This is a genomic window from Nocardia sp. NPDC060255 (assembly GCF_042727395.1).
GTDB lineage: Bacteria > Actinomycetota > Actinomycetes > Mycobacteriales > Mycobacteriaceae > Nocardia.
Genome location: NZ_JBHXAU010000009.1, coordinates 1 through 18,932 on the forward strand (window position 1 = coordinate 1; position 18,932 = coordinate 18,932).

The window sequence follows — 18,932 nt, forward strand, 5'->3', positions numbered from 1 at the left end:
AAAGATGCTCGGGAAAAGCGAGGCGAGTCAGGTGGGTGCTGGCGTCATCGAGTCGAGCAGAGTCAAATGGTTGTTGGCGTGATCGAGCAGAGTCAATGGTTGTTGGCGTCATCGAGCAGAGTCATATGGTTGCTGGTGAAGATCGTTTAGCGACCATATGACTCTCGACTCGATGTTGGGGGCCGGGGAGGTGGGTGAGCCTATTCCGGGCGGGTGGCGCTGATGTATTGGAGTAGGCGGTGGACGTTTTGTTCGATGTTGATCAGGCCTGCTTCGGTGAAGAGGGTGGGGAAGGTGGTGGTGTCGAAGACTCGTAGGCCGCTCCAGCTGGCGACGACTCGGCTGAGGTCGCCGAAGGGGGTGGCGGCGCGGTGGCTGGTGGTTATTGCGATGCGGCCGCCGGGGGCGAGTACTCGGAGCATTTCGCGGGTGGCGGCCAGGGGGTCGGGGATTAGGTAGAGGGCGCCGAAGCAGCAGACGGCGTCGAAGGTGGCGTCGGCGAACGGGAGGACGCGGGCGTCGCCGCGCAGGTAGCCGACGCGCGGGCCCGCGTTGTCGGCGACGGCGCGGGCGAGCATCGGTTCGGAGTAGTCGAGGCCGATGGCGAAGCCGTCGCCGGTCAGTGCGGTGCTCAGGTGGCGGGTGAAATTGCCGGGGCCGCAAGCGATGTCGAGCACCTTCTGGGCGCCGCCGAGGTGCAGCGTGCGGACGGCGTCGCGGCGATCCGACTCCGTGGTGCGCCCGCTGGCGAGGTAGAACAGCGCGGGCCGCCACGCCCGCTCGTATACTGCGGCCAGCGCGGGATGGTTCATGGTGCGTCGCGCCAGGTTCATCGAGGCTCCTCGTCGTTCACCGCGAGCGGGCGGGTTCGGTGACTCACCCCGAAACCCGCTCGCCGCATCGTCTTTCAGGCCCGCGCGACCTCGATGGTCATCCCGGCCGCCCGCAGCCGGTCGGTGAGCGCATCGCCCATCGCCGCGCCGGGTGTGAGGATGCCGGCCAGCTCGGGCTGCTTGTCGGTATCGAAGGCCAGCGACAGCCCGCTCTCGCCGAGCAGCACCGCGGTCGCCTTGTAGCCGGGGTCGCCCTGGCCCGAGAAGGTCGCCACGTACTTGGCGCCCGACGAGGTGCGGGTGAACGTCTTCATGGCGAACCACCCACTGTCGCGGGCCTTTTCGCTCGGTCCGGTACCCGGCTTCGGCAGTACCCGGTCGAGCAGCTTGCGGCCGACAGCCACCCGGGACAGCACCGCACCCGTCGCCATCCCCGCGACGAGACCGCCCGCGATACCCGCGGCCACCAGCGGCGCGGCGGGCGACTTGCCCGCGCTCATCACCTCGCGGTAGCGGAAGTTCTTGCCGTACACCCAGCCGAGCAGGCCGTTGGTCCGGCGCACGATCTTGGTGTTGTGCTGCGCCATGACGAACGTGCTCACCCAGCCGTCCAGGCTCGGGTCGATGGTGTTGGCGCGCGACAACGCCTGATCCGACTGCCTGCCGACGTCCGGGTCCATCGACCGGTCCGGGCTCAGCGAATACGGGTGCGACAGCACCGATCCCCGGCTCGGATCGGCGGCGATCGCCTCCATCATCGCCCGGCCCGAGTCGATGGTGCCGCCGCTGACGCCGCCCTTGAGCGACGCGACCAGCGTGGTCTCCTCCAGCTCGCCGGTGTTGTCCTCGAGCGAACGCTTGTACAGCTGGTACACGCTCAGATCCGACGGAATCGAGTCGTACCCAGCGGAATTCACGATCTTGGCGCCGGTCGCCACGGCCTGCTCGTGGTACTGGTCGATCGCGTCGCGGATGAACAGCGGCTCACCGGTGAGGTCGGCGTAGTGCGTACCCGCCTTCGCACAGGCGGCGACCAGCGGCAACCCGTAGCGCAGGTACGGGCCGACCGTGGTGACCACGACCTTGGTCCGCGCGGCCAGCGCGGCGAGCGCGGCATCGTCGGTGGAATCGGCCACCACCAGTCCCCACTTCGCGGCCGCCGGACCGAGCTCGGCGCGCACCGCGGTGAGCTTGTCCAGCGAGCGCCCGGCCAGCGCGATCCGCGCCGACTCCGGGGCGGCGGTGAGCAGGTACTGCGCGGTCAGCTTGCCGACGAAACCCGTTGCGCCGAAAAGTATGAGGTCGAATTCGCGATTGTCTGCCATGGTCTTCCGTTTCTGCGATTATGCATCGGGGCTTGATCTGGGGACTTTCTTGGCCCGGGTGCGCGGCTTCTTCGGCGCGACCGGCGGATGCTCGGCCAGCCACGCGTGGTGCGTTTTACCGAGTCCGGTGACGGGCGGCTCGCTGTAGAGCCATTCGCGGGAGATCTGATGCCAGTTCGCGGTGCAGCCGAGCTGACCGAGCATGCCGAAGGTGAGGAAGTCGGCGCGGCGGGAGAACAGGTGCTCCGGCGGCAGATTCTGCTGTTTCATGCCGGCGAACTCGCTGGCCCTCGGGTCCACCGCGAGCAGGAACGCGCCGCTGGCCAGCTCCGGGGTGATCGTCAAATCCTCGTCGATCAAACACCATTCGGACGCGGCGAGCACGTATTCCAGGCATTCCTCGGCGCCGATCTCCTCCGGCGAGTCGATCACGCCGCGCTGGATCATCAAGTCCCGCAGGTCCTCGGCCCGGTCCTCGGCGGCCGCGCGCAGGCAGGTCAGCTCGAACTGGACGTGGTCGGGATCCATCCGGTTGAACAGTCCGAAGTCGAGGAAGGCGACCTTGCCGTCGTCGGCCAGCAGCACATTTCCCGGATGCGGGTCGCCGCAGAATTCGTTGAAGGTGAACAGCGAACCGACGTAGAAGCGGTAGATGATTTCGCCGATCCGGTCACGCTCGGCATCGGGCAGCTGCCGGATTTCCTCGAATCCCTTGCCCGCCACGTATTCGCTGACGAGCACCCGGGTGGTGCTGAGCTCCGGCATCGACCGCGGCACCACGATGAACGGGTGCCCGGCGTAGAGCTCGGCGATCTGTAGCTGGGTGTTCGCCTCGGCCTGGTAGTCGAGTTCGCTTTCCATATTGAGCCGCAGTTCGTCGAGCACGGCGGGCGTCACCCACGGCATCGCCGATTGCAGCACCCGGCGAAACATGGCCAGGTTCTTCAGGTCCGCGCGTACCGCGGCGTCGATGCCCGGGTACTGCACCTTGACCGCGACCCGCCTGCCGTCGTGCAGCGTGGCCCGATAGACCTGCCCGATGGAGGCGGCCGCGATCGGCTCGGCCTCGAACTCGGCGAAGATCGCGCTGAGCGGCTGGCCGAAATCGTCCTCGATCACCTGGCGCATCGACTCGAACGACACCGACGGTGCGGCGTTGCGCAACACGGCGAGTCGCTTCTGGAAGCGTTCCCGATGGGCCTCCGGCACCAGGTCCATGTCCAGCACGGACATCATCTGCCCGAGCTTCATGGCCACGCCCTTCATGGTGCCGAGCACCATCACCACCTGCTCGGTGGTGCGAATCATGGACTCCTCGGCCATTTTCGCGCGGACGGCCTCGGAGCGGCCCCGCATCGACAGCCGGGCGCGTTGCGTGCGGATAACCGAGCCGGCTGCGACGGCACCGAGCTTGGTGCCACGAGCAAGCCGAGAGGTCGGTACTTGCTTCGCCATCGAGGTACCTCCATTGGTGCCAGTGCGCGGGGCGGTGACGCAGCCCACTGGGCGCACCGCTCGGGTTCAGAGTAGCCAACCTCGCGGCAAAGTCGAGCCCCTCATCACACTTTTGCTAGCACCCCAGCTAGCACCCTTGGAGTCGGGCGATTGATCAGTTCGCCGAGTTCGCACCGGGTGACGGCAGCACGTGCGGCTGTGCGTTGAACACCTCGGCGGAGCCGTTTGCACGCGCCATCCCGTCGATCGCGCTCCAGGTCATCATGGTCAGGTAGTCGATGACTTCTTCGCGCGACATCGTCTTGTTGGTGGTCCACCAGTGCGTGGCGAGCTGGATGCCGCCGACCAGGACGTAAGACCACAGCATCGCGCCGTCGGTCTGGATGCCCTTCGCCGTCGCGCGGTCGATGATGACCGCGGCCACCACCTCGGCGAAGAGCTTCTCGAATTCGGCGAGCGAGGACTGATCGGCCGAGCCGTTGCCCATGATGAAGCGATAGACCTCGGGGTCCTCGTCGACCGTGCCGACATACTCGGCGAGCGCGGAACGGACCAGCTGATACTCGTCCGCGTCCAGGCTGATCGCGCCGTAGACCCGCGGCATCAGGGTGGTCTCGATGAACCGCTGCATGGTCGCGTGGACCAGGTCGTTCTTATCGGAGAAGTACCGGTAGAGGACGGTTTTGGAGACGCCGATCTCGGCGGCGATCTCATCCATCCCGGCGTTGGAGCCGCGGACTCGGACAGCGGCAAGAGTGCCGTCGACGAGTTCCTCGCGGCGGTCGATCTTGTGCTGGCGCCAACGGCGTTTGCGGCCATCCTGTCGGCCGGTGCGCACCGCCGCCGGTCGGTCGGCGAGTTCGCCGACATCGACAAGGTCATCGGTGGACAGCGTGGGCTCCCTTGTTCGTCGGTTTCTCCTCGGACCCCCAGCTTAGGTCCCTGCCACTGGTGATATGCGCGTTTGGGCAGGGATGCGACGGGTTGCACATCTTCCGCTGGAGCGCTTGCGAGCGCGAAGGCGCGAGGCCGCCCTGCGGCGGACCGAGCGCCCGGCACAGCAGAATGGGAGACATGGAGAAAGCCCCCGGCACCATCGCGGTCCTGGAAACGCCCCCGGCGCCCGGTGCGGCCGCGCCGTTCGGCTTCGCCGCCGTCCTCGACGAGGAGAGCAAGCGACGCGACCTCTGGCGGATGAAGGCGCTGGCCACCGGGCTGCTCGCGGTGGCAACGGCGATCTATCTGTTCTGTCGCTGGCTGGAATCGCGCGGCAGCGGCGGCGGCTGGGTGGACTATGTGCGCGCGGCGTCGGAGGCGGGCATGGTCGGCGCGCTGGCCGACTGGTTCGCCGTCACCGCGCTGTTCCGGCATCCGCTCGGCCTGCCCATTCCGCACACCGCGATCATCCGCAAGAAGAAAGATCAGCTCGGCGAGAGTCTCGGCACCTTCGTCGGCACCAACTTCCTTGCTCCCGAGGTGGTTTCGGCGAAGGTGACGTCGGCGCAGATCTCCTGGCGGGTCGGTAAGTGGATGGCCGATCCCGGTCATGCCGCGCGGGTGGCCGAGGAGAGTTCGACGCTGCTGCGCGCGGTGGTCGACGTGCTGCGCGACGAGGACGTCGAGCAGATCATCGACCAGACGATCGTCAAGCGGATCGCCGAACCGCTCTGGGGTCCGCCGATCGGCCGGGTGCTCTCGGAACTGCTCGCCGACAACCGGCAACTCGTGCTGCTGGACCTGCTCGCCGAGCGAGCGCATCAGTGGGCGTTGGGTTCGCAGGAGACGATCGACCGAATCGTCTTGCGTGATGCACCGCAATGGGCCCCGAAATTCGTCAACATTTTGCTTTCCGAACGGATCTATCGCGAGCTGGTCGAGTTCACCTGGAAGGTGCGGTCCAACCCCGAGCACGAGGTGCGGCTGGCCGCGAATCGCTTTCTGGAGGAATTCGCCGACGATCTGCAGCACGACGACGCGATGATCAAGAAGGCCGAGCGGATCAAGGCCCAGATCATGGGCCGCGACGAAATCACCGGGATGGCCGAGGCGACCTGGCGGGCGGCCAAGCGATTGATCCTGGAATCGGCGGACGATCCGAACAGCACATTGCGGCGTAAGGTCGGCGAGAACGTGCAGCAACTCGGTGAGCGGTTGCGCGACGACGCCGATATGCGCGCGAAGGTGGACGGCTGGATCGACCGGGGGGCAAGGTATCTCGTCGGCAACTACGCCGGGGAGATCAGCACGCTGGTCACCGATACGGTTGCCAGGTGGGATGCGGACGAGGCGAGCAAGAAGATCGAATTGCAGGTTGGGCGTGATCTGCAATTCATCCGCATCAATGGCACGGTCGTCGGTTCGCTTGCGGGCCTGGCGATTTACACAGTTTCGCAGCTGATGTTCGGTGGCTGAGACATAGCGCGCCGGATGTTTGCCGAGAGGGTGCTAGCAGACTGCTTGCAATAGTTAGCACCCTGCCCTAGAATTGAACTCGTACAACCGCCAGAAGGTGAGTGATGGCAGACCAGCCCGAGGTTTCCGCCGAGTACACCGAAAGTTCGGCCGAGCAATCGGCCGGCGTCGGAGAAAAAGCGGCCCGCGTGGTAAACGCGGCGCACGACATCGGCGGCTTCATCAGGGCACAGCGAGAGGCCGCGCAAGTCTCGCTGCGTCAACTCGCCACCCTTGCGGGAGTGAGCAATCCGTACCTCAGCCAGATCGAGCGCGGATTGCGCAATCCATCCGCCGAGGTACTCGCGCAGATCGCCAAGGCGCTGCGGGTGTCGTCGGAGGTGTTGTACGTCCGGGCCGGTTATCTCGAACAGCGGCCACACAGCCCGGTCCGGGATGCCCTGCTTGCCGATACGTCTGTCAGCGAACGGCAGAAGCAGGTGCTGCTCGAAATCTATGAATCGTTTCGCCGGGAAAACGGAGGGAACGAGCCAGGGGGGGATGGGGACAGCGTCGTTCCGCGCACAACAACCGAAACTCCGCCACGCCAGGAGAACGAAATACCATGACCGAGAAGACAACCCCGACCGTGACCAAGCCGATCCTCGCGACCGTCGGTGCGGGCGACGCCATCTACGCCGCCGTGACCGATGTGGTCACCCAGGTGCGTGAGCGCGCCGCCGCGACCGACGTCTCCGCCCGCGTCGAAGAGGCCCGTGAGCGCTTCGCCAACGTGCCCGCCGACGTGCAGGCCCAGTTCGAGACGCTGCGCGAGCGGCTCGCCGGACTGCCCTCGGAACTGCCGGAGGACCTCGCCGAGCTGCGCGAGAAGTTCACCCCCGAGGAACTGCGCACGCTGGCCGACAAGTACTACCACCAGGTGCTCGACATCTACGCCGATCTCGCCGTGCGCGGCGAGGAGACCGTGGAGCGGCTGCGCGCCAACCACCTGGTTGAGGGGCAGCTCGAGCGCGTCGAGTCGCTGTACAAGGACGCCGCCACCCGCGCCGAGGACGTGCTGGGCCGGGTCAACGGCCTGCTCGGTCGTCCGGCCAAGGTCGAGGACGAGGCGGCCGAGCCGGTCGTCGACGCCGAGGTCGTCACGGTGACCACCGAGACCACCCCGGCCCCCGAGGCCAACGGCGCGCCTGTCGAGGCAGTCGAGCCCGTCGCCAAGAAGGCTCCGGCCAAGAAGGCGCCCGCCAAGAAGGCCGCGCCGAAGAAGGCCTGATTCGACCGATTCGCCGCCGGTCCTGAGCGCTGATTCATAAGGGCCGCACGGCTATTGGAGCCAGTCGAGGTAACGCCCCCGCACACTCTGGTGTGCGGGGGCGTTGCTCGTATGATGGGACAGGTGAATATGGTGCACGGATTGACCGGGATGATCCTGCTCGTGCTGTGGCTGGCTGCGCTCGGCGCGACGATCTTCGCGTTGATCCATGCCGTGCGGCAGCGTCCGGACGCGTTCACCGCGGTGGACAAGCTGACCAAGCCGATCTGGCTGGCGATCCTCGGCGTCGCGGTGCTCCTGCTGCTGCTCTCGCCCGCGGGTCTCGGACTGCTCTCGTTCGCCGCCATCATCGCGACGGGAATTTATCTGGCCGATGTGCGGCCGAAGGTGGACGAGGTTCAGCGCGGTCCGCGCTGGTAGAAGCGTTGCGGCCGGGTGCGGTCGCGGTCCGGCGGTAGAATTCGGATGACGAATACTCGATAACTTTTCGAGTGCTAGCACTAGCTAGCGGGGTGTATCGGAGTTACTGTATCGAGCAGTAACACAAAGGAGTGTCCGATGCGTGCCATGCTGCCGACTGCGTTGGTGAACGTCCCGGGTCAGGTTCGGGGGTTGCTCGACGCACACCGCGCGAACCTGCGGTCCCGTACCTACGCGACCGCGGCATTCAACCCGCCCACCCTCGTGCCCGAGGTGATCCCGGTGGTCACCCGCGACGGCGCCCGGCTCCGCGTGCACGCCTACGGACCCGCCGACCGGCCGGTGATCGTGCTGGTGCACGGCTGGAGCTGTTGCATCGAATACTGGAACGCCCAGATCAACGCCTTCGCCGGCGAGTATCGCGTGGTCGCTTACGACCAGCGCGGCCACGGCGAGAGCGAGCGTGGCGACAGCCCGCTGAGCATGGATCTGCTCGCCGACGATCTGGCCGCCGTGCTCGACGCGGCACTGCGTCCCCGCCAGCGGGCCGTCCTCGTCGGCCACAGCCTCGGCGGCATGACCTTGCAGGCCTGGGCCGGCCGCTACCCCGACCGGGTCGCCCAGCAGGCCCGCGCGGTGCTGCTGACCAACACCGCGCCCGATCGACTGGTCTTCGAGACCACCGTGGTGCCGCTGCTGAACCGGCCGATGCGCCTGTTGGAGCTGAAGGTCCCGCTACCGTTCCTGTTCGGCCGCCTCGGACTTGGCGCGCCGCTGGTCTTCCCGCCCGTCACGCCGATGCGTTGGCTGTTCGCGCGCTCGATCATGACCACCAAGGCCAAGGGCGACCTGCTCGACTTCAGCATGGCCATCGTGCGGTCGTGTCCGGCGGTGGTGCGAGCCAGGTTCGGCAGGCTGCTAGCCGACATGAACGTCGGCGAGGCGGCACGAAACCTGGTGGTACCCACCACGGTCATCGCCGGATCGTTCGATGACATGACCCCCGTGGTGCATTCCGAACGGATCGTGGAGATGCTCAGAGAGACAGGCAGTCTGGCACGCTTCGTCAAGCTGCCGACCGGCCACCTCGGCAACACCGAGGCATACGAGCAGTTCAACGAGGAACTAGCCCACGTCCTCGAATCGGTACGCCTGCGCGCCGAAATCGCAGGCTGAAGCGTCATCGAGTCGAGTCAGATGGTCGCTGTTGAAGATCAACTAGCATCCATATGACTCGACTCGATTGGGTCAGCTGAACACGACGGTGCGGCGGCCGTGTACGAGGACGCGGCCTTCCAGGTGCCAGCGGAGGCCGCGGGCGAGGACTACGCGTTCGATGTCGCGGCCCTGGCGGACCATGTCGCGTACGTCGTCGGCGTGGTCGATGCGGCTCACGTCCTGCTCGATGATCGGGCCGGCGTCCAGTTCCGCCGTGACGTAGTGGCAGGTGGCGCCGATCAGTTTCACGCCGCGCGCGAAGGCCTGGTGATACGGGCGGGCGCCGACGAACGACGGCAGGAAGCTGTGGTGGATGTTGATCGCCCGGCCGGTCCAGTGCGCGCACAGCTCCGGTGGCAGCACCTGCATGAATCGGGCGAGCACCACCGCATCCGGGTTGTGCGAGTCGACCAGCGAGCGGACCTCGGCGAAGGCGGGCCCGCGCTCGGCCGGATCCTTCGGGAACCGCACGTGATGGAACTTCACGCCGTGCGCCTCGGTCATCTCGGCCAGGTCCGGGTGATTGCCGATCACCGCCTCGATGGTCGCGGGCAACTCGCCGCCGGCGGCCCGCCCGAGCAGATCGTGCAGGCAGTGCCCGTCCTTGCTGACCAGCAGCACCGCCTTGCGGCGTGCGCCGGAATCGAGCAACTGCCATTCCGTCTCCGGACCCAGCTCGGCGGCCACCTCGGCGAATCGGTCGCGCAGTTCCGCGAGCCCGAACGGGACCGTCGAGGTCTTGATCGCCTGGCGGGTGAAGAACCAGCCGCTGTCGGCGTCGGAGTGGTAACCCGCCTCCACGATCGAGCCGCCGAAGTCGGCGATGAACGAGGTGATCCTGGCGATGATGCCCGGACGGTCGGGACAGCCGAGCGCCAGCACGAAGCGGCGGTCGTCCGGGGCGGGTAGAGCGGAACTCATACGCACATCTTCGCAGGTCGCCGGACGACTGATTTCGTAAGCACATGGGTAACTCGTCGGGTACCGGCTAACTCATACCCGAGCGGCGCCGTCGGCCGCCAACGCTAACTATCGTGCTACCCGAGTCTGGCCTGAAGTCCCGGAGAGGCGGAGCTGTGGATGGTCTGAAGTTCGTGCGGCAGATCGACGGACTGACATACGAATTCGTGCCGGACGGTTCAGCCCACGGCTACCCGTCCTTCAAACGCGTCGATCTCGACCTGTGGTGTCGGCGGCTGCCGGACTTCGGTTGGTGCGTTGTCACCGAATCAGGGACGGTGTCGAGCCGGCCGTTCGATGACGCGGGCCACGGCGACCGGCCGCCCGAGGGGACATGGGTGAGCCGCAAGGCCGATCGCTCCTACGTGTATGACCTAGTGCGCGTTTACAGCTCGTAAAACGGTTCGGGGTAACGGAATTCGCCGGCGATCCGGGAGTCGTAGGCGCTGAGCGCCCGGACCTGGAAGTGCGATACCCAGGACGGGTCGTCGGGTGTGATGCCGAGGCGAGCGGCGGGGACGAAGCCGAATTGCGGGTAGTAGTCGAGATGACCGAGCAGGCAGACCAGCGGCTCGTCGAGGGCGTCGGCCGCGCCGAGTACCGCGTGCATGAGGGCCGAGCCGACACCGGTGCCCTGATGCTCGCCGAGCACGCCGATCGGGCCGAGCGCCAGTACCGGGAACGGGCCGATGCTGGCCCTGGTCAGGCACACGTGACCGATCACCGTCTGGTACTCCACCGCCACCATCGACAGGGTCGGGATCCAGCCGGGGTCGCTGCGCAGCCGGGCGACCAGATCGACCTCGGGCGGATCGGCGCCGTCGTCGTCGGGCGGTTCGCCGGTGAGTTCGGTCAGGTCGCCATCCGCGTGGTGCGGGCCGAACGCGCTGCGATGTACGGCAGCGATCCCGGCGATGTCGTCGGCGCGTTCGCGACGGATCAGCACGGTGTCGTCTCCTCCCGAACCAAGTAGGGGCCCATCCGCACACGTTAACCAGTCGACCGCTGAGTCACTACCGGCGACCTGTCACCCGGTACGAGTGTGCGGGAAGTGTCACCAGGCGCGCAACGGAATTCGCCACAGGTATGCCAGACTCTCAGCTCATGGCAAGTTCCGCGTCACCGACCAGGGCCGAAGTGGCCGCCATGATCGATCACACACTGCTGGCGCCGGGGGCGACCCCCGACGACGTCGCCAAGTTGATCTACGAAGCCCGCGAACTGGGGGTGCTGGCGATCTGCGTATCACCGTCCATGCTGCCGGTGCGCGCGCCCGGCCTCGTGGTCGCGACCGTCGCCGGATTCCCGTCCGGCAAACATCATTCGCTCGTCAAGGGCGCCGAGGCGCGGCTCGCGGTCGACCAGGGCGCGGCCGAGGTGGACATGGTCATCGACGTCGGCGCGGCACTGGCCGGCGACTACAACGCGCTGCTCGCCGACATCGTGACGGTGCGCGAGGCGATCGGCGATCGGGCGGTGCTCAAGGTGATCATCGAGGCGGCCGCGCTACCGGACGAGGCGATCGTCGAGGTCTGCCGGGTCGCCGAACGGGCGGGCGCGAATTTCGTGAAGACCTCCACCGGTTTTCATCCCGCGGGTGGGGCCAGCGTGCACGCGGTGCAGCTGATGGCCGCGACCGTCGGCGGCCGGCTCGGCGTCAAGGCGAGCGGTGGCATCCGCACCGCCGAGGCCGCAGCGGAGCTGATCGCGGCGGGCGCGACGCGGCTCGGGTTGTCCAAGTCGCGCGAAGTACTCGACGGATTCCCGGCCTGACCGGTTGGGCCGCAAGGGCTCTCGGATGATCGGCGAACCACCCTGGCCGCCTGGCGAATTCGCCAGGCGGTCGCGGGCGGGTCAGGAGCAGGTGGCGCTGGCGTTGCTCTCGGCGGCGGGCAGCTCGGCGCGGGTGCCCGCGAGCTTGACGGCGAGGCCGTCGTCGGTGACCTTCACCTCGGTCGGCCGCATGTTGTACGGGTAGCTCTGCAGGCTCTTGGTGAACACCTCGACGATGCCCTGCACCAGGTCGGTGGGCAGGCCAACGCCGAGCAGCTGCGCCGACATCGTGTCCACCTCGATCACGCCGCCCTTGATGACCGGCTGCACCTGTAGCTGGGCCAGCCCGCCGAGCACGTCCAGGGTCAGCATGTTCGAGCTCGCGGACGATTTCACGCCGCTGACCAGACCGCCGAGCGTCTGCCGGATGCCGTCGTTGTTCCAGGTGACATTCGCCGAGGAACTGCCGATCACCCCGCCGCCGCGGCCGCGGTCGGTGATCTCGACATCGTGGAACTCGGCGTGCACCACCATGCCGACCGCGGGGCCGAACTTGGTGTCGTCGCTGTCCACCTTCACCGTCGGCACCTTGCCGTCGATCGCGGTGATCAGGATCGGCCTGACGCCGAAGCTCACATCGATCTTCGAACCCATTTCCTTCTCGAATTGCGTACTGATGCAGCGAGACACGGTGTGCCGGTAATACGCCTCGCCGCCGACCAGAGCCGTGGCGAGCAATATCGCTACCACGATCAGGGCGATCAGCAGGGCCCGCCGGTTGATCGTCATGGTGGACGGTGGCTTCGTACTCATGCGGCTGATTCTTCCCCACGTTTCTGTGCCGTCTCTGAGGGGGCATTGAGGGGATCGAATGTGACATGTGACACAAGAATCGGGCGTAGCCTGATGCACATGGCTGGCGATGCGGCGGGCCGCGCACTCGGTTCCGCGGACCACGGATGGCGGGTGCTGCGCCGATTGGCCGGTCGCCACGCGGGTTTCTTCACCACCCGTCAGGTCTTGCGCACCCGATGTGAGGTCAGGGTCCGCATCGCGCTCGGCGACGGCTCGGTGACCAGGGCCGGGGTCGGCCTGCTGCGACTATCCGAGTGGCCCGCCGGTCCGCTCGACGAATACGCCATGTGGGCGGCCTGGTTCGACGGCGCCGCGGCGGTTTCGCATCACAGCGCGGCGGAACTACACGGCATCGGGCGGCTACGTCCTCGCTTCCTGCACCTATCGGTGGGTTCGGGCCGTCCGCCGGTCACGCCGCGACTAGTGGTGCTGCGGCGCTCGCTGATCGGCACCGAGATCGAGTCGGCCGGGCCGTTCCTGGTGACCACCCCGCTGCGCACGGTGCTCGACCTGGCCGAGGCGGACATCGGCCAGTCCGCTTTGGACGAGGTGGTCGCCGACGCGATCGCCATCAACCGCTGTACCAGCGACGAAATCCGTTCGGCCGGTGGCAGTCTGACGCCGCGCGGGGCGTCCCGGGTGTATCGGGCATTGACCGGCGCGTAGCCGGGGCGAATATCGAAGCACCGCAGGAAAAGTCGTCGCCGGCTCAATCCGTGCGGGGCAGTTCGGGATTCGGCGCGACGGTGTCCCACGGCACCGACAGCACGCAGTCGCGCATCCGCCGCCGGTAGGCGCGGAGCGGGAAGCCTTCCAGGCGTAGGGATTCGGCGGCGGCGCGCCAGCGGATGCGGGGGCCGTAGGGGGCCAGTGGCGCGGCGCGGGCCCAGGCCCGGTCGGCGGCGGTGAGCAGCGCGTGGATCGGCTCGCCCGGAATGTTGCGGTGGATCAGGGCTTTCGGTAGTCGCTCGGCGATGTCGGAGGGTTGGCCGACGGTGAACGGGTCCCAGGCGAGGGTGAGCGATCGCGGGCCGGAGCGGTCCAGCAGGACCCAGGCGCAGCGGCGGCCGAGCTCGTCGCAGGTGCCGTCGATCAGCAGGCCGTCCGGCGCGAGCCCGGACCGGATGGTCGACCACGCCGCGGGCACCGCCGACTCCGGGTACTGGCGCAGGACGTTGAAGGCACGCACCAAAACCGGTCGGAGACCGGCCAATTCGAACCCGCCACGGGCGAAGGTGACCCCGTCACGGCCGGGCACCACGCGTTCCGGATCGATCTCCAACCCGACGACGCGTACGTCCGATCGCACCGTGCGCAGCCGCGCCGCCAACTCCAGCGTCGTCCACGGACTCGCCCCGTACCCGAGGTCGACGACCAGCGGGTCGCCCGCCGCCCGCAACCGCCCGGCCACCAGGTCGTCGTGCATCAGCCAGCGGTCACTGCGCCGTAGTCGATTGACCCCGGTGGTGCCGCGGGTGATGCTGCCGACCGGCTTGGTCAGTTGGTCGGGTGGTGTTCGTCGAGCCACTGCACCGTGAATTCCGCTTCGGCCCGGAACAGGTCGACCAGGTTCACCAGCATCAGCTGCTCCAGCCGCGGGCCGACCATCGGGATGAACACCTTGGCCTCCGAGGAGAAGCGCATGGTGCAACCGGTGTCGGTGGGGAACAGGCGGATGGTGCCGCCCAGGCTGCCCGGCCCGGCCGGGATCGCGGCCGAGTACTTGCCGGTGACCTCCTCGGCGCCGAACGGCCCGTAGGTCTCCTTGCGGGTGATGATCATGTCCTTGCGCATCACGGCCTGTGCGATCTCCGGCAGCATCTCGCGCGGCAGGACATGGTGCAGCTCGACCTCGATGCCGCCGTCCCCAGCCTCTAAGTGCGCCACTTCGTTCCCCGGCGAGTACTTCCGCATCTCGGCCATCCGCGCGTCCCAATAGTCGCGGTTCGACAGCGCCGCGTACAGCTCTTTGGTGGTGTGCAGCGGGTAGCGCGCGGAGTAATCAAGTCGACGGGCCATGAGTCGAGAGATTACTGGGTGGTGTCGCCCCGGCCGCGCTTGGCGGTGCGGTCCACAAAAAGTGAGAGCGGGAAGTGTGCTGCCGCAACAACTTCCCGCCCGGCGGGAAATGTCAGTGCGTGTCGAGCCAGGTGTTGGTGAACTCTTCCTCGTTCTTCAGCACCTCGGTCAGGTGCTCGGCGATCGCGGCTTCGATCTTGCCGCCGAACAGCGGGATCTTCACCTCGATGGTGCCGTTGGCGGCGCCGGTCGAGCCCGCGCCGTCTTCCTTCAGCGTGATGGTGCCGCGCACCTCGGCGGGCGCGCCCTCCACGGTCGCCTGGAAGGTGGCCGAATCGCCGTCCCAGTTCTCGACGCGGGGGATGATCAGGTCGCCGGGGCGCACCGCGGTGATCGCGGCGGGCAGCAGGTCGGCGGCGATGGCCTGCACCAGCTGCACCCGGATCTGGTTGCCGTTGACGCTCACCGAGTCGAGCCGGGCGTTCGGCCCACCGACCTCGGCAACGCGGTCTTTCCAGTACTGGTCGTTCGCGAACGCCGCGCGCACGGCGGCAGCGGGATGCGAGTAGCGGGCCGTGTACGCCAGCGGTGTAGCCATGGTCGGACACGCTACCGTCTGCCTGTGCGAACTTCACGTGTGGTGCCGTCGGATGTGCTGGCCGCCACCGGCGCCCGGATCCGCGAATCGGTGCCGCTGGCCGAGCTGACCACGCTGCGGGTCGGCGGTCCCGCCACGGTCGCCGAATGTGACACCACCGAAACGCTGGTCGCGACGGTGCGCGCGCTGGACGCCGCGGGCATTCCGGTGCTGCTCATCGCGGGCGGTTCCAACCTGTTGATCAGCGACGACGGTTTCGACGGCGTGGTGGTCCGGGTGCGGAACGAGGGCGTCGAGCTGAGCGCGGACGGTGTGCTGGCCGAGGCGGGCGCGAACTGGGACGCGGTGGTCGCCGCAACCGTCGCGGCGGGGCTCGGCGGCCTCGAATGCCTGTCCGGAATTCCGGGTTCGGCCGGGGCGACGCCGGTGCAGAACGTCGGCGCGTACGGCGCGGAGGTGGCGAACCTGTTGCGCCGGGTGCGGCTGTTCGATCGGCGCAGCGGTGCGATCCGCTGGGTCGAGCCCGGCGAGCTCGGTTTCGGCTACCGCACCAGCGTGCTCAAGCACCGTGATGACGCCCTGGTGCTCGCCGTCGACTTCGCCCTCGACCCGAGCGGCGCGAGCGCACCGCTGCGCTACGGCGAGCTCGCCACGACGCTCGGTGCCGATAACGGCGAATCCCGCCCGGCCGCAGAGGTGCGCGATGCCGTGCTGCGGCTGCGCGCGGGCAAGGGCATGGTCCTCGACCCGGCCGATCACGACACCTGGAGCGCCGGTTCCTTCTTCACCAACCCGGTGGTACCCGAGGATCGGGTGCCGGAGGTGCGCGCCGCGATCTCGGCGCATGTGGGTGATGTCACGGTGCCGACCTATCCGGCGCCGGACGGCGTCAAATTCTCCGCGGGCTGGCTCATCGAACGGGCCGGGTTCGCCAAGGGTTTCCCCGGCCCGGATGCCCCGGCCCGTTTGTCCACGAAACACACGCTTGCGCTGACGAATCGCGGTGGCGCGACCGCCGCGGATCTGGTGGATCTGGCCAGGACGGTGCGCGATGGGGTGGCCGAGCGATTCGGCATCCGGCTCGAGCCCGAACCCGTCACGGTTGATGTCTCGCTCTAACCGGGTGAAACGGACACCACACCGTTCGCTAGCCGACCGAACGATTTTGCCCGCGTAAATTCGATGAGGTGAGCAACCGTCCAGGGATCCGTAGACCGGTTGCCGCCGTGTCGGCCGTGCTGTTCGTCGTGGTCGCCTTGGTGGCCGGATGTAGCAGCGGCAGTGGCGGCAACGCCAACCCGGCCCGCGATCCGGGCCCCGTCGCCAAGGTCACCTTGGCACCGGACAACGATGCGAAGAAGGTCAACCCGACCGCCGCCGCCTCGGTCACCGTCGCCGACGGCACCATCGATCAGGTCGCGCTGACGAACGCCGCCGGCAAACAGGTGGCGGGCGAATTCGCCCCGGACAAGCGCAGTTACAAGATCACCGAGCCGCTCGGTTACGACGCCACCTACACCTGGTCGGGCACCGCGATCGGCACCGATCACAAGCCCGTCCCGATCGAGGGCAAGTTCAGCACGCTCGCGCCGAAGAACACCGTCCCGGCGACCATCAATATCGCCGACAACCAGGAGGTCGGCATCGCCGCGCCGATCATCCTGCAGTTCAAGGCTTCCGTGCAGAACAAGGCGCAGGTGGAGAAGGCGCTCACTCTCACAACCGACCCGCCCACCGAGGGCGCGTGGGCCTGGTTCCCCGACGACAACGGCTCCCGATTGCATTGGCGCCCCAAGGATTACTGGGTACCCGGCACCACCGTGCACGTCTCGGCCAAGCTCTACGGGCTCGATCTCGGCGGCGGTAACTACGGATACACCGATCTGACAACGGATTTCCGCATCGGCCGCAGCCAGATCGTGAAGGCCAACGCGCCGAGCCACCGCATGCAGGTGGTCCAGAACGGCAAGACGATCTTCGATTTCGCGGTGAGCTACGGCGAGGGCAACGAGCCGCGCAACGTCACCCGCTCCGGGCTGCACGTGGTCACCGAGAAGTACGAAGACTTCATGATGTCGAATCCGCCGTTCTACACCAACGTTCGCGAGCGCTGGGCCGTACGCATCTCCAACAACGGCGAATTCATCCACGCCAACCCGGAATCGGTGTCCGCCCAAGGATCTTCGAACGTCACCAACGGCTGTATCAACCTGTCGCCGGGCGATGCCCAGGCGTACTTCCCGACCGCGCTCTACGGCGACCCGGTGGAGGTCACCGGTACCTCCATCCCGCTGTCGGCCGCCGACGGCGACCTCTACGACTGGACCATCGACTGGGCCACCTGGAAGACCATGTCGGCCGAGGACGGTTCCACCTCGGTCGTCTCCGCGACCCCGGTCGCGCCCGGCCCGCCCCGCTAGTCTCGATCTCAGCTGGATCGAGGTTCGGAGGGTGACGTGGTGAATGGTCGTGCGGTAGTACTCGGTCCGGGTGGCGTCGTCGGCACCGCATGGTTACTCGGCGTAGTGGAGGGCTTGCGCCGCAACAGGATCGAGCTGGCCGACGCCGACCTCCTGGTCGGCACCTCGGCGGGCGCCATCGCCGCGGCGGGTCTGGCCGACGGTCGAGACCTGAATGCCTACGCCGAACTGCCCGCCGACGCCGCCCCCGCGCTGATCGTGGATCCCGCGGTGACAGCGGAGGTGTTCGAGGTGCTTCGCGGCGCGGGCACGAACAGATCGGCCGCGCTGCATCGCGTCGGCAAACTCGCGTTGAGCGCGACGACCAGCCCGGAGCAGGCCCGCCTCGATCGAATGAAAACCCTGGTGGGCGTGGGCCATTGGCCGCATCCGAACCTGCTCATCCCGACCGTCGACATCGATTCCGGCGAGCCGAAGATCTGGCGCGGCACCGACGGTGTGCCGGTGCACCAGGTGGTCACCGCGAGCACGGCGATGCCGGGGTTGGCCGCACCGGTCACCATCGGCGCGCACCGCTACATCGACGGCGCGCTCCGCAATGGCTCGAATGCCGATCTGGCCGAAGGCATGTCGACGCTGATCCTGATCGAACCACTGGCCCATGTCTTCCCGACGACGGTGCCGTCGAGTGTGCGGCGAGTCGCCCGGATCGTCCCGGACCCCCTCGCGATCGAAACCTTCGGCCCGGATCTCGACGACCGATCCAGCTGGCCAGCGGTGTTCGCGGCGGGCCTGCGCCAGGGCAGGGCCGCGGCCGACGAGGTGCGCGCAGTCTGGCAGTGACTAGCGCCGCAGCGACGAATCGAGGTCGGGGTCGTTCTCGACTTCGCGATCGGCCGCCCGCTCGGCGCGCACGGCGTCGTGCCGCTCGGCCAGCAGGTCGCGGATCTCGATGAGCAGTTCGGTCTCGGTGGGCTCGGCCGCCTTGGTGGTGCCGAAGCGGTTCTTGATCGTCTTCATCGGCAGCATCAGCACGAAATACAGCACGGCGGCGACCACGAAGAAGTTGATGAACGCGGTGATGATCGGGCCGATCTGGATGAAGGTCGCCGGCTTGTCCGCGATCAGCTGGACGCCGAGGCCGAGCTCGTTCTGGTTGCCGAACACCGCGAGCAAAGGATTCACGACACCTTTGGTCACCGAGGTGACCACTGCGGTGAACGCGGTGCCCATCACGACAGCAACCGCCAGGTCGATGACGTTCCCGCGCATAAGGAACTCTTTGAAGCCTTTGAACATGAGTCGGCTAGCCCGCCTCTCCGCGCCTTTTGCCGGTCGTCAGGAGGGTGGTGAGTTTTCTCCCGGACCGGCGGT

At 67.5% G+C, this 18,932-nt stretch carries 22 protein-coding genes; 11 read left to right on the forward strand and 11 right to left on the reverse strand.

The features are described from left to right. Positions 1 to 200 precede the first annotated feature (200 nt). The 4 genes from ACFWF1_RS18145 to ACFWF1_RS18160 all read right to left on the reverse strand — a co-directional run bounded on the left by ACFWF1_RS18145 (position 201) and on the right by ACFWF1_RS18160 (position 4,451). Entirely contained in the window at positions 201 to 833 is a 633-nt protein-coding gene (locus ACFWF1_RS18145) for a class I SAM-dependent methyltransferase (RefSeq protein WP_379291248.1), read from the reverse strand. A 74-nt stretch (positions 834 to 907) separates the two neighbouring features. Next, on the reverse strand, positions 908 to 2,158 hold the full coding sequence (locus tag ACFWF1_RS18150; RefSeq protein ID WP_379291246.1) for a saccharopine dehydrogenase family protein: 1,251 nt from the start codon (positions 2,156 to 2,158) through the stop codon (positions 908 to 910). An 18-nt stretch (positions 2,159 to 2,176) separates the two neighbouring features. After that, a complete protein-coding gene (locus ACFWF1_RS18155) occupies positions 2,177 to 3,613 on the reverse strand; it encodes an ABC1 kinase family protein (RefSeq protein WP_379291245.1) in 1,437 nt (478 codons plus the stop codon). 154 nt (positions 3,614 to 3,767) lie between these two features. Beyond that, positions 3,768 to 4,451, reverse strand: coding sequence for a TetR/AcrR family transcriptional regulator (locus ACFWF1_RS18160; protein ID WP_379291243.1), 684 nt, complete (start codon positions 4,449 to 4,451; stop codon positions 3,768 to 3,770). A gap of 236 nt (positions 4,452 to 4,687) precedes the next feature. Here ACFWF1_RS18160 and ACFWF1_RS18165 point away from each other — a divergent pair, with 236 nt between their 5' ends. The 5 genes from ACFWF1_RS18165 to ACFWF1_RS18185 all read left to right on the forward strand — a co-directional run bounded on the left by ACFWF1_RS18165 (position 4,688) and on the right by ACFWF1_RS18185 (position 8,891). Continuing rightward, a complete protein-coding gene (locus ACFWF1_RS18165; RefSeq protein ID WP_379291241.1) occupies positions 4,688 to 6,025 on the forward strand; it encodes a DUF445 domain-containing protein in 1,338 nt (445 codons plus the stop codon). 104 nt (positions 6,026 to 6,129) lie between these two features. Then, positions 6,130 to 6,633, forward strand: coding sequence for a helix-turn-helix domain-containing protein (locus ACFWF1_RS18170; RefSeq protein ID WP_379291240.1), 504 nt, complete (start codon positions 6,130 to 6,132; stop codon positions 6,631 to 6,633). After that, on the forward strand, positions 6,630 to 7,295 hold the full coding sequence (locus tag ACFWF1_RS18175; protein WP_379291238.1) for a heparin-binding hemagglutinin: 666 nt from the start codon (positions 6,630 to 6,632) through the stop codon (positions 7,293 to 7,295). Before ACFWF1_RS18170 ends, ACFWF1_RS18175 begins: the two co-directional genes overlap by 4 nt. Positions 7,296 to 7,424: 129 nt before the next feature. Next, entirely contained in the window at positions 7,425 to 7,715 is a 291-nt protein-coding gene (locus ACFWF1_RS18180) for a DUF2516 family protein (RefSeq protein ID WP_379291257.1), read from the forward strand. A 138-nt stretch (positions 7,716 to 7,853) separates the two neighbouring features. After that, the gene (locus tag ACFWF1_RS18185; protein ID WP_379291236.1) at positions 7,854 to 8,891 is read left to right on the forward strand and encodes an alpha/beta fold hydrolase; all 1,038 of its coding nucleotides are present in this window, start codon (positions 7,854 to 7,856) and stop codon (positions 8,889 to 8,891) included. A 72-nt stretch (positions 8,892 to 8,963) separates the two neighbouring features. On the opposite strand, the gene purU is transcribed toward ACFWF1_RS18185, so the two are convergent. Beyond that, entirely contained in the window at positions 8,964 to 9,854 is an 891-nt protein-coding gene (gene purU, locus ACFWF1_RS18190) for a formyltetrahydrofolate deformylase (protein ID WP_379291235.1), read from the reverse strand. A gap of 155 nt (positions 9,855 to 10,009) precedes the next feature. On the opposite strand from purU, the gene ACFWF1_RS18195 reads away from it, so the two are divergent. Further along, entirely contained in the window at positions 10,010 to 10,291 is a 282-nt protein-coding gene (locus tag ACFWF1_RS18195) for a hypothetical protein (RefSeq protein WP_379291233.1), read from the forward strand. Here the strand turns inward: ACFWF1_RS18195 and ACFWF1_RS18200 are convergent. Continuing rightward, positions 10,279 to 10,839 (reverse strand): GNAT family N-acetyltransferase, encoded by a 561-nt coding sequence (locus tag ACFWF1_RS18200; RefSeq protein ID WP_379291231.1) that lies wholly within the window; start codon positions 10,837 to 10,839, stop codon positions 10,279 to 10,281. The two genes, ACFWF1_RS18195 and ACFWF1_RS18200, sit on opposite strands and share 13 nt — an antisense overlap. A gap of 158 nt (positions 10,840 to 10,997) precedes the next feature. Between ACFWF1_RS18200 and deoC the strand changes: the two genes are divergently transcribed. Next, positions 10,998 to 11,666, forward strand: coding sequence for a deoxyribose-phosphate aldolase (gene deoC, locus ACFWF1_RS18205; protein ID WP_379291229.1), 669 nt, complete (start codon positions 10,998 to 11,000; stop codon positions 11,664 to 11,666). A gap of 81 nt (positions 11,667 to 11,747) precedes the next feature. On the opposite strand, the gene ACFWF1_RS18210 is transcribed toward deoC, so the two are convergent. Then, a complete protein-coding gene (locus ACFWF1_RS18210; RefSeq protein WP_379291227.1) occupies positions 11,748 to 12,479 on the reverse strand; it encodes a DUF2993 domain-containing protein in 732 nt (243 codons plus the stop codon). A 99-nt stretch (positions 12,480 to 12,578) separates the two neighbouring features. Between ACFWF1_RS18210 and ACFWF1_RS18215 the strand changes: the two genes are divergently transcribed. After that, a complete protein-coding gene (locus tag ACFWF1_RS18215; protein ID WP_379291225.1) occupies positions 12,579 to 13,187 on the forward strand; it encodes a hypothetical protein in 609 nt (202 codons plus the stop codon). Positions 13,188 to 13,230: 43 nt separating this feature from the next. Here ACFWF1_RS18215 and ACFWF1_RS18220 read toward each other — a convergent pair whose 3' ends face one another. The 3 genes from ACFWF1_RS18220 to ACFWF1_RS18230 all read right to left on the reverse strand — a co-directional run bounded on the left by ACFWF1_RS18220 (position 13,231) and on the right by ACFWF1_RS18230 (position 15,138). Continuing rightward, entirely contained in the window at positions 13,231 to 14,049 is an 819-nt protein-coding gene (locus ACFWF1_RS18220; RefSeq protein WP_379291224.1) for a class I SAM-dependent methyltransferase, read from the reverse strand. Further along, positions 14,019 to 14,540 (reverse strand): DUF2505 domain-containing protein, encoded by a 522-nt coding sequence (locus tag ACFWF1_RS18225; RefSeq protein ID WP_379291223.1) that lies wholly within the window; start codon positions 14,538 to 14,540, stop codon positions 14,019 to 14,021. Before ACFWF1_RS18225 ends, ACFWF1_RS18220 begins: the two co-directional genes overlap by 31 nt. A 112-nt stretch (positions 14,541 to 14,652) precedes the next feature. Further along, the gene (locus tag ACFWF1_RS18230) at positions 14,653 to 15,138 is read right to left on the reverse strand and encodes a DUF2505 domain-containing protein (protein ID WP_379291222.1); all 486 of its coding nucleotides are present in this window, start codon (positions 15,136 to 15,138) and stop codon (positions 14,653 to 14,655) included. Between the two features lie 24 nt (positions 15,139 to 15,162). On the opposite strand from ACFWF1_RS18230, the gene ACFWF1_RS18235 reads away from it, so the two are divergent. The 3 genes from ACFWF1_RS18235 (at position 15,163) to ACFWF1_RS18245 (ending at position 18,401) form a co-directional block, all read left to right on the forward strand. After that, complete coding sequence (locus ACFWF1_RS18235; RefSeq protein WP_379291220.1) at positions 15,163 to 16,257, forward strand: UDP-N-acetylmuramate dehydrogenase; 1,095 nt, start codon at positions 15,163 to 15,165, stop codon at positions 16,255 to 16,257. A gap of 68 nt (positions 16,258 to 16,325) precedes the next feature. After that, positions 16,326 to 17,558, forward strand: a complete 1,233-nt coding sequence (locus tag ACFWF1_RS18240; RefSeq protein WP_379291218.1) for an Ig-like domain-containing protein — start codon at positions 16,326 to 16,328, stop codon at positions 17,556 to 17,558. Between the two features lie 36 nt (positions 17,559 to 17,594). Next, complete coding sequence (locus tag ACFWF1_RS18245) at positions 17,595 to 18,401, forward strand: patatin-like phospholipase family protein (RefSeq protein ID WP_379291216.1); 807 nt, start codon at positions 17,595 to 17,597, stop codon at positions 18,399 to 18,401. On the opposite strand, the gene mscL is transcribed toward ACFWF1_RS18245, so the two are convergent. Continuing rightward, the gene (mscL, locus tag ACFWF1_RS18250) at positions 18,402 to 18,857 is read right to left on the reverse strand and encodes a large conductance mechanosensitive channel protein MscL (protein WP_379291214.1); all 456 of its coding nucleotides are present in this window, start codon (positions 18,855 to 18,857) and stop codon (positions 18,402 to 18,404) included. Between the last annotated feature and the right edge of the window lie 75 nt (positions 18,858 to 18,932).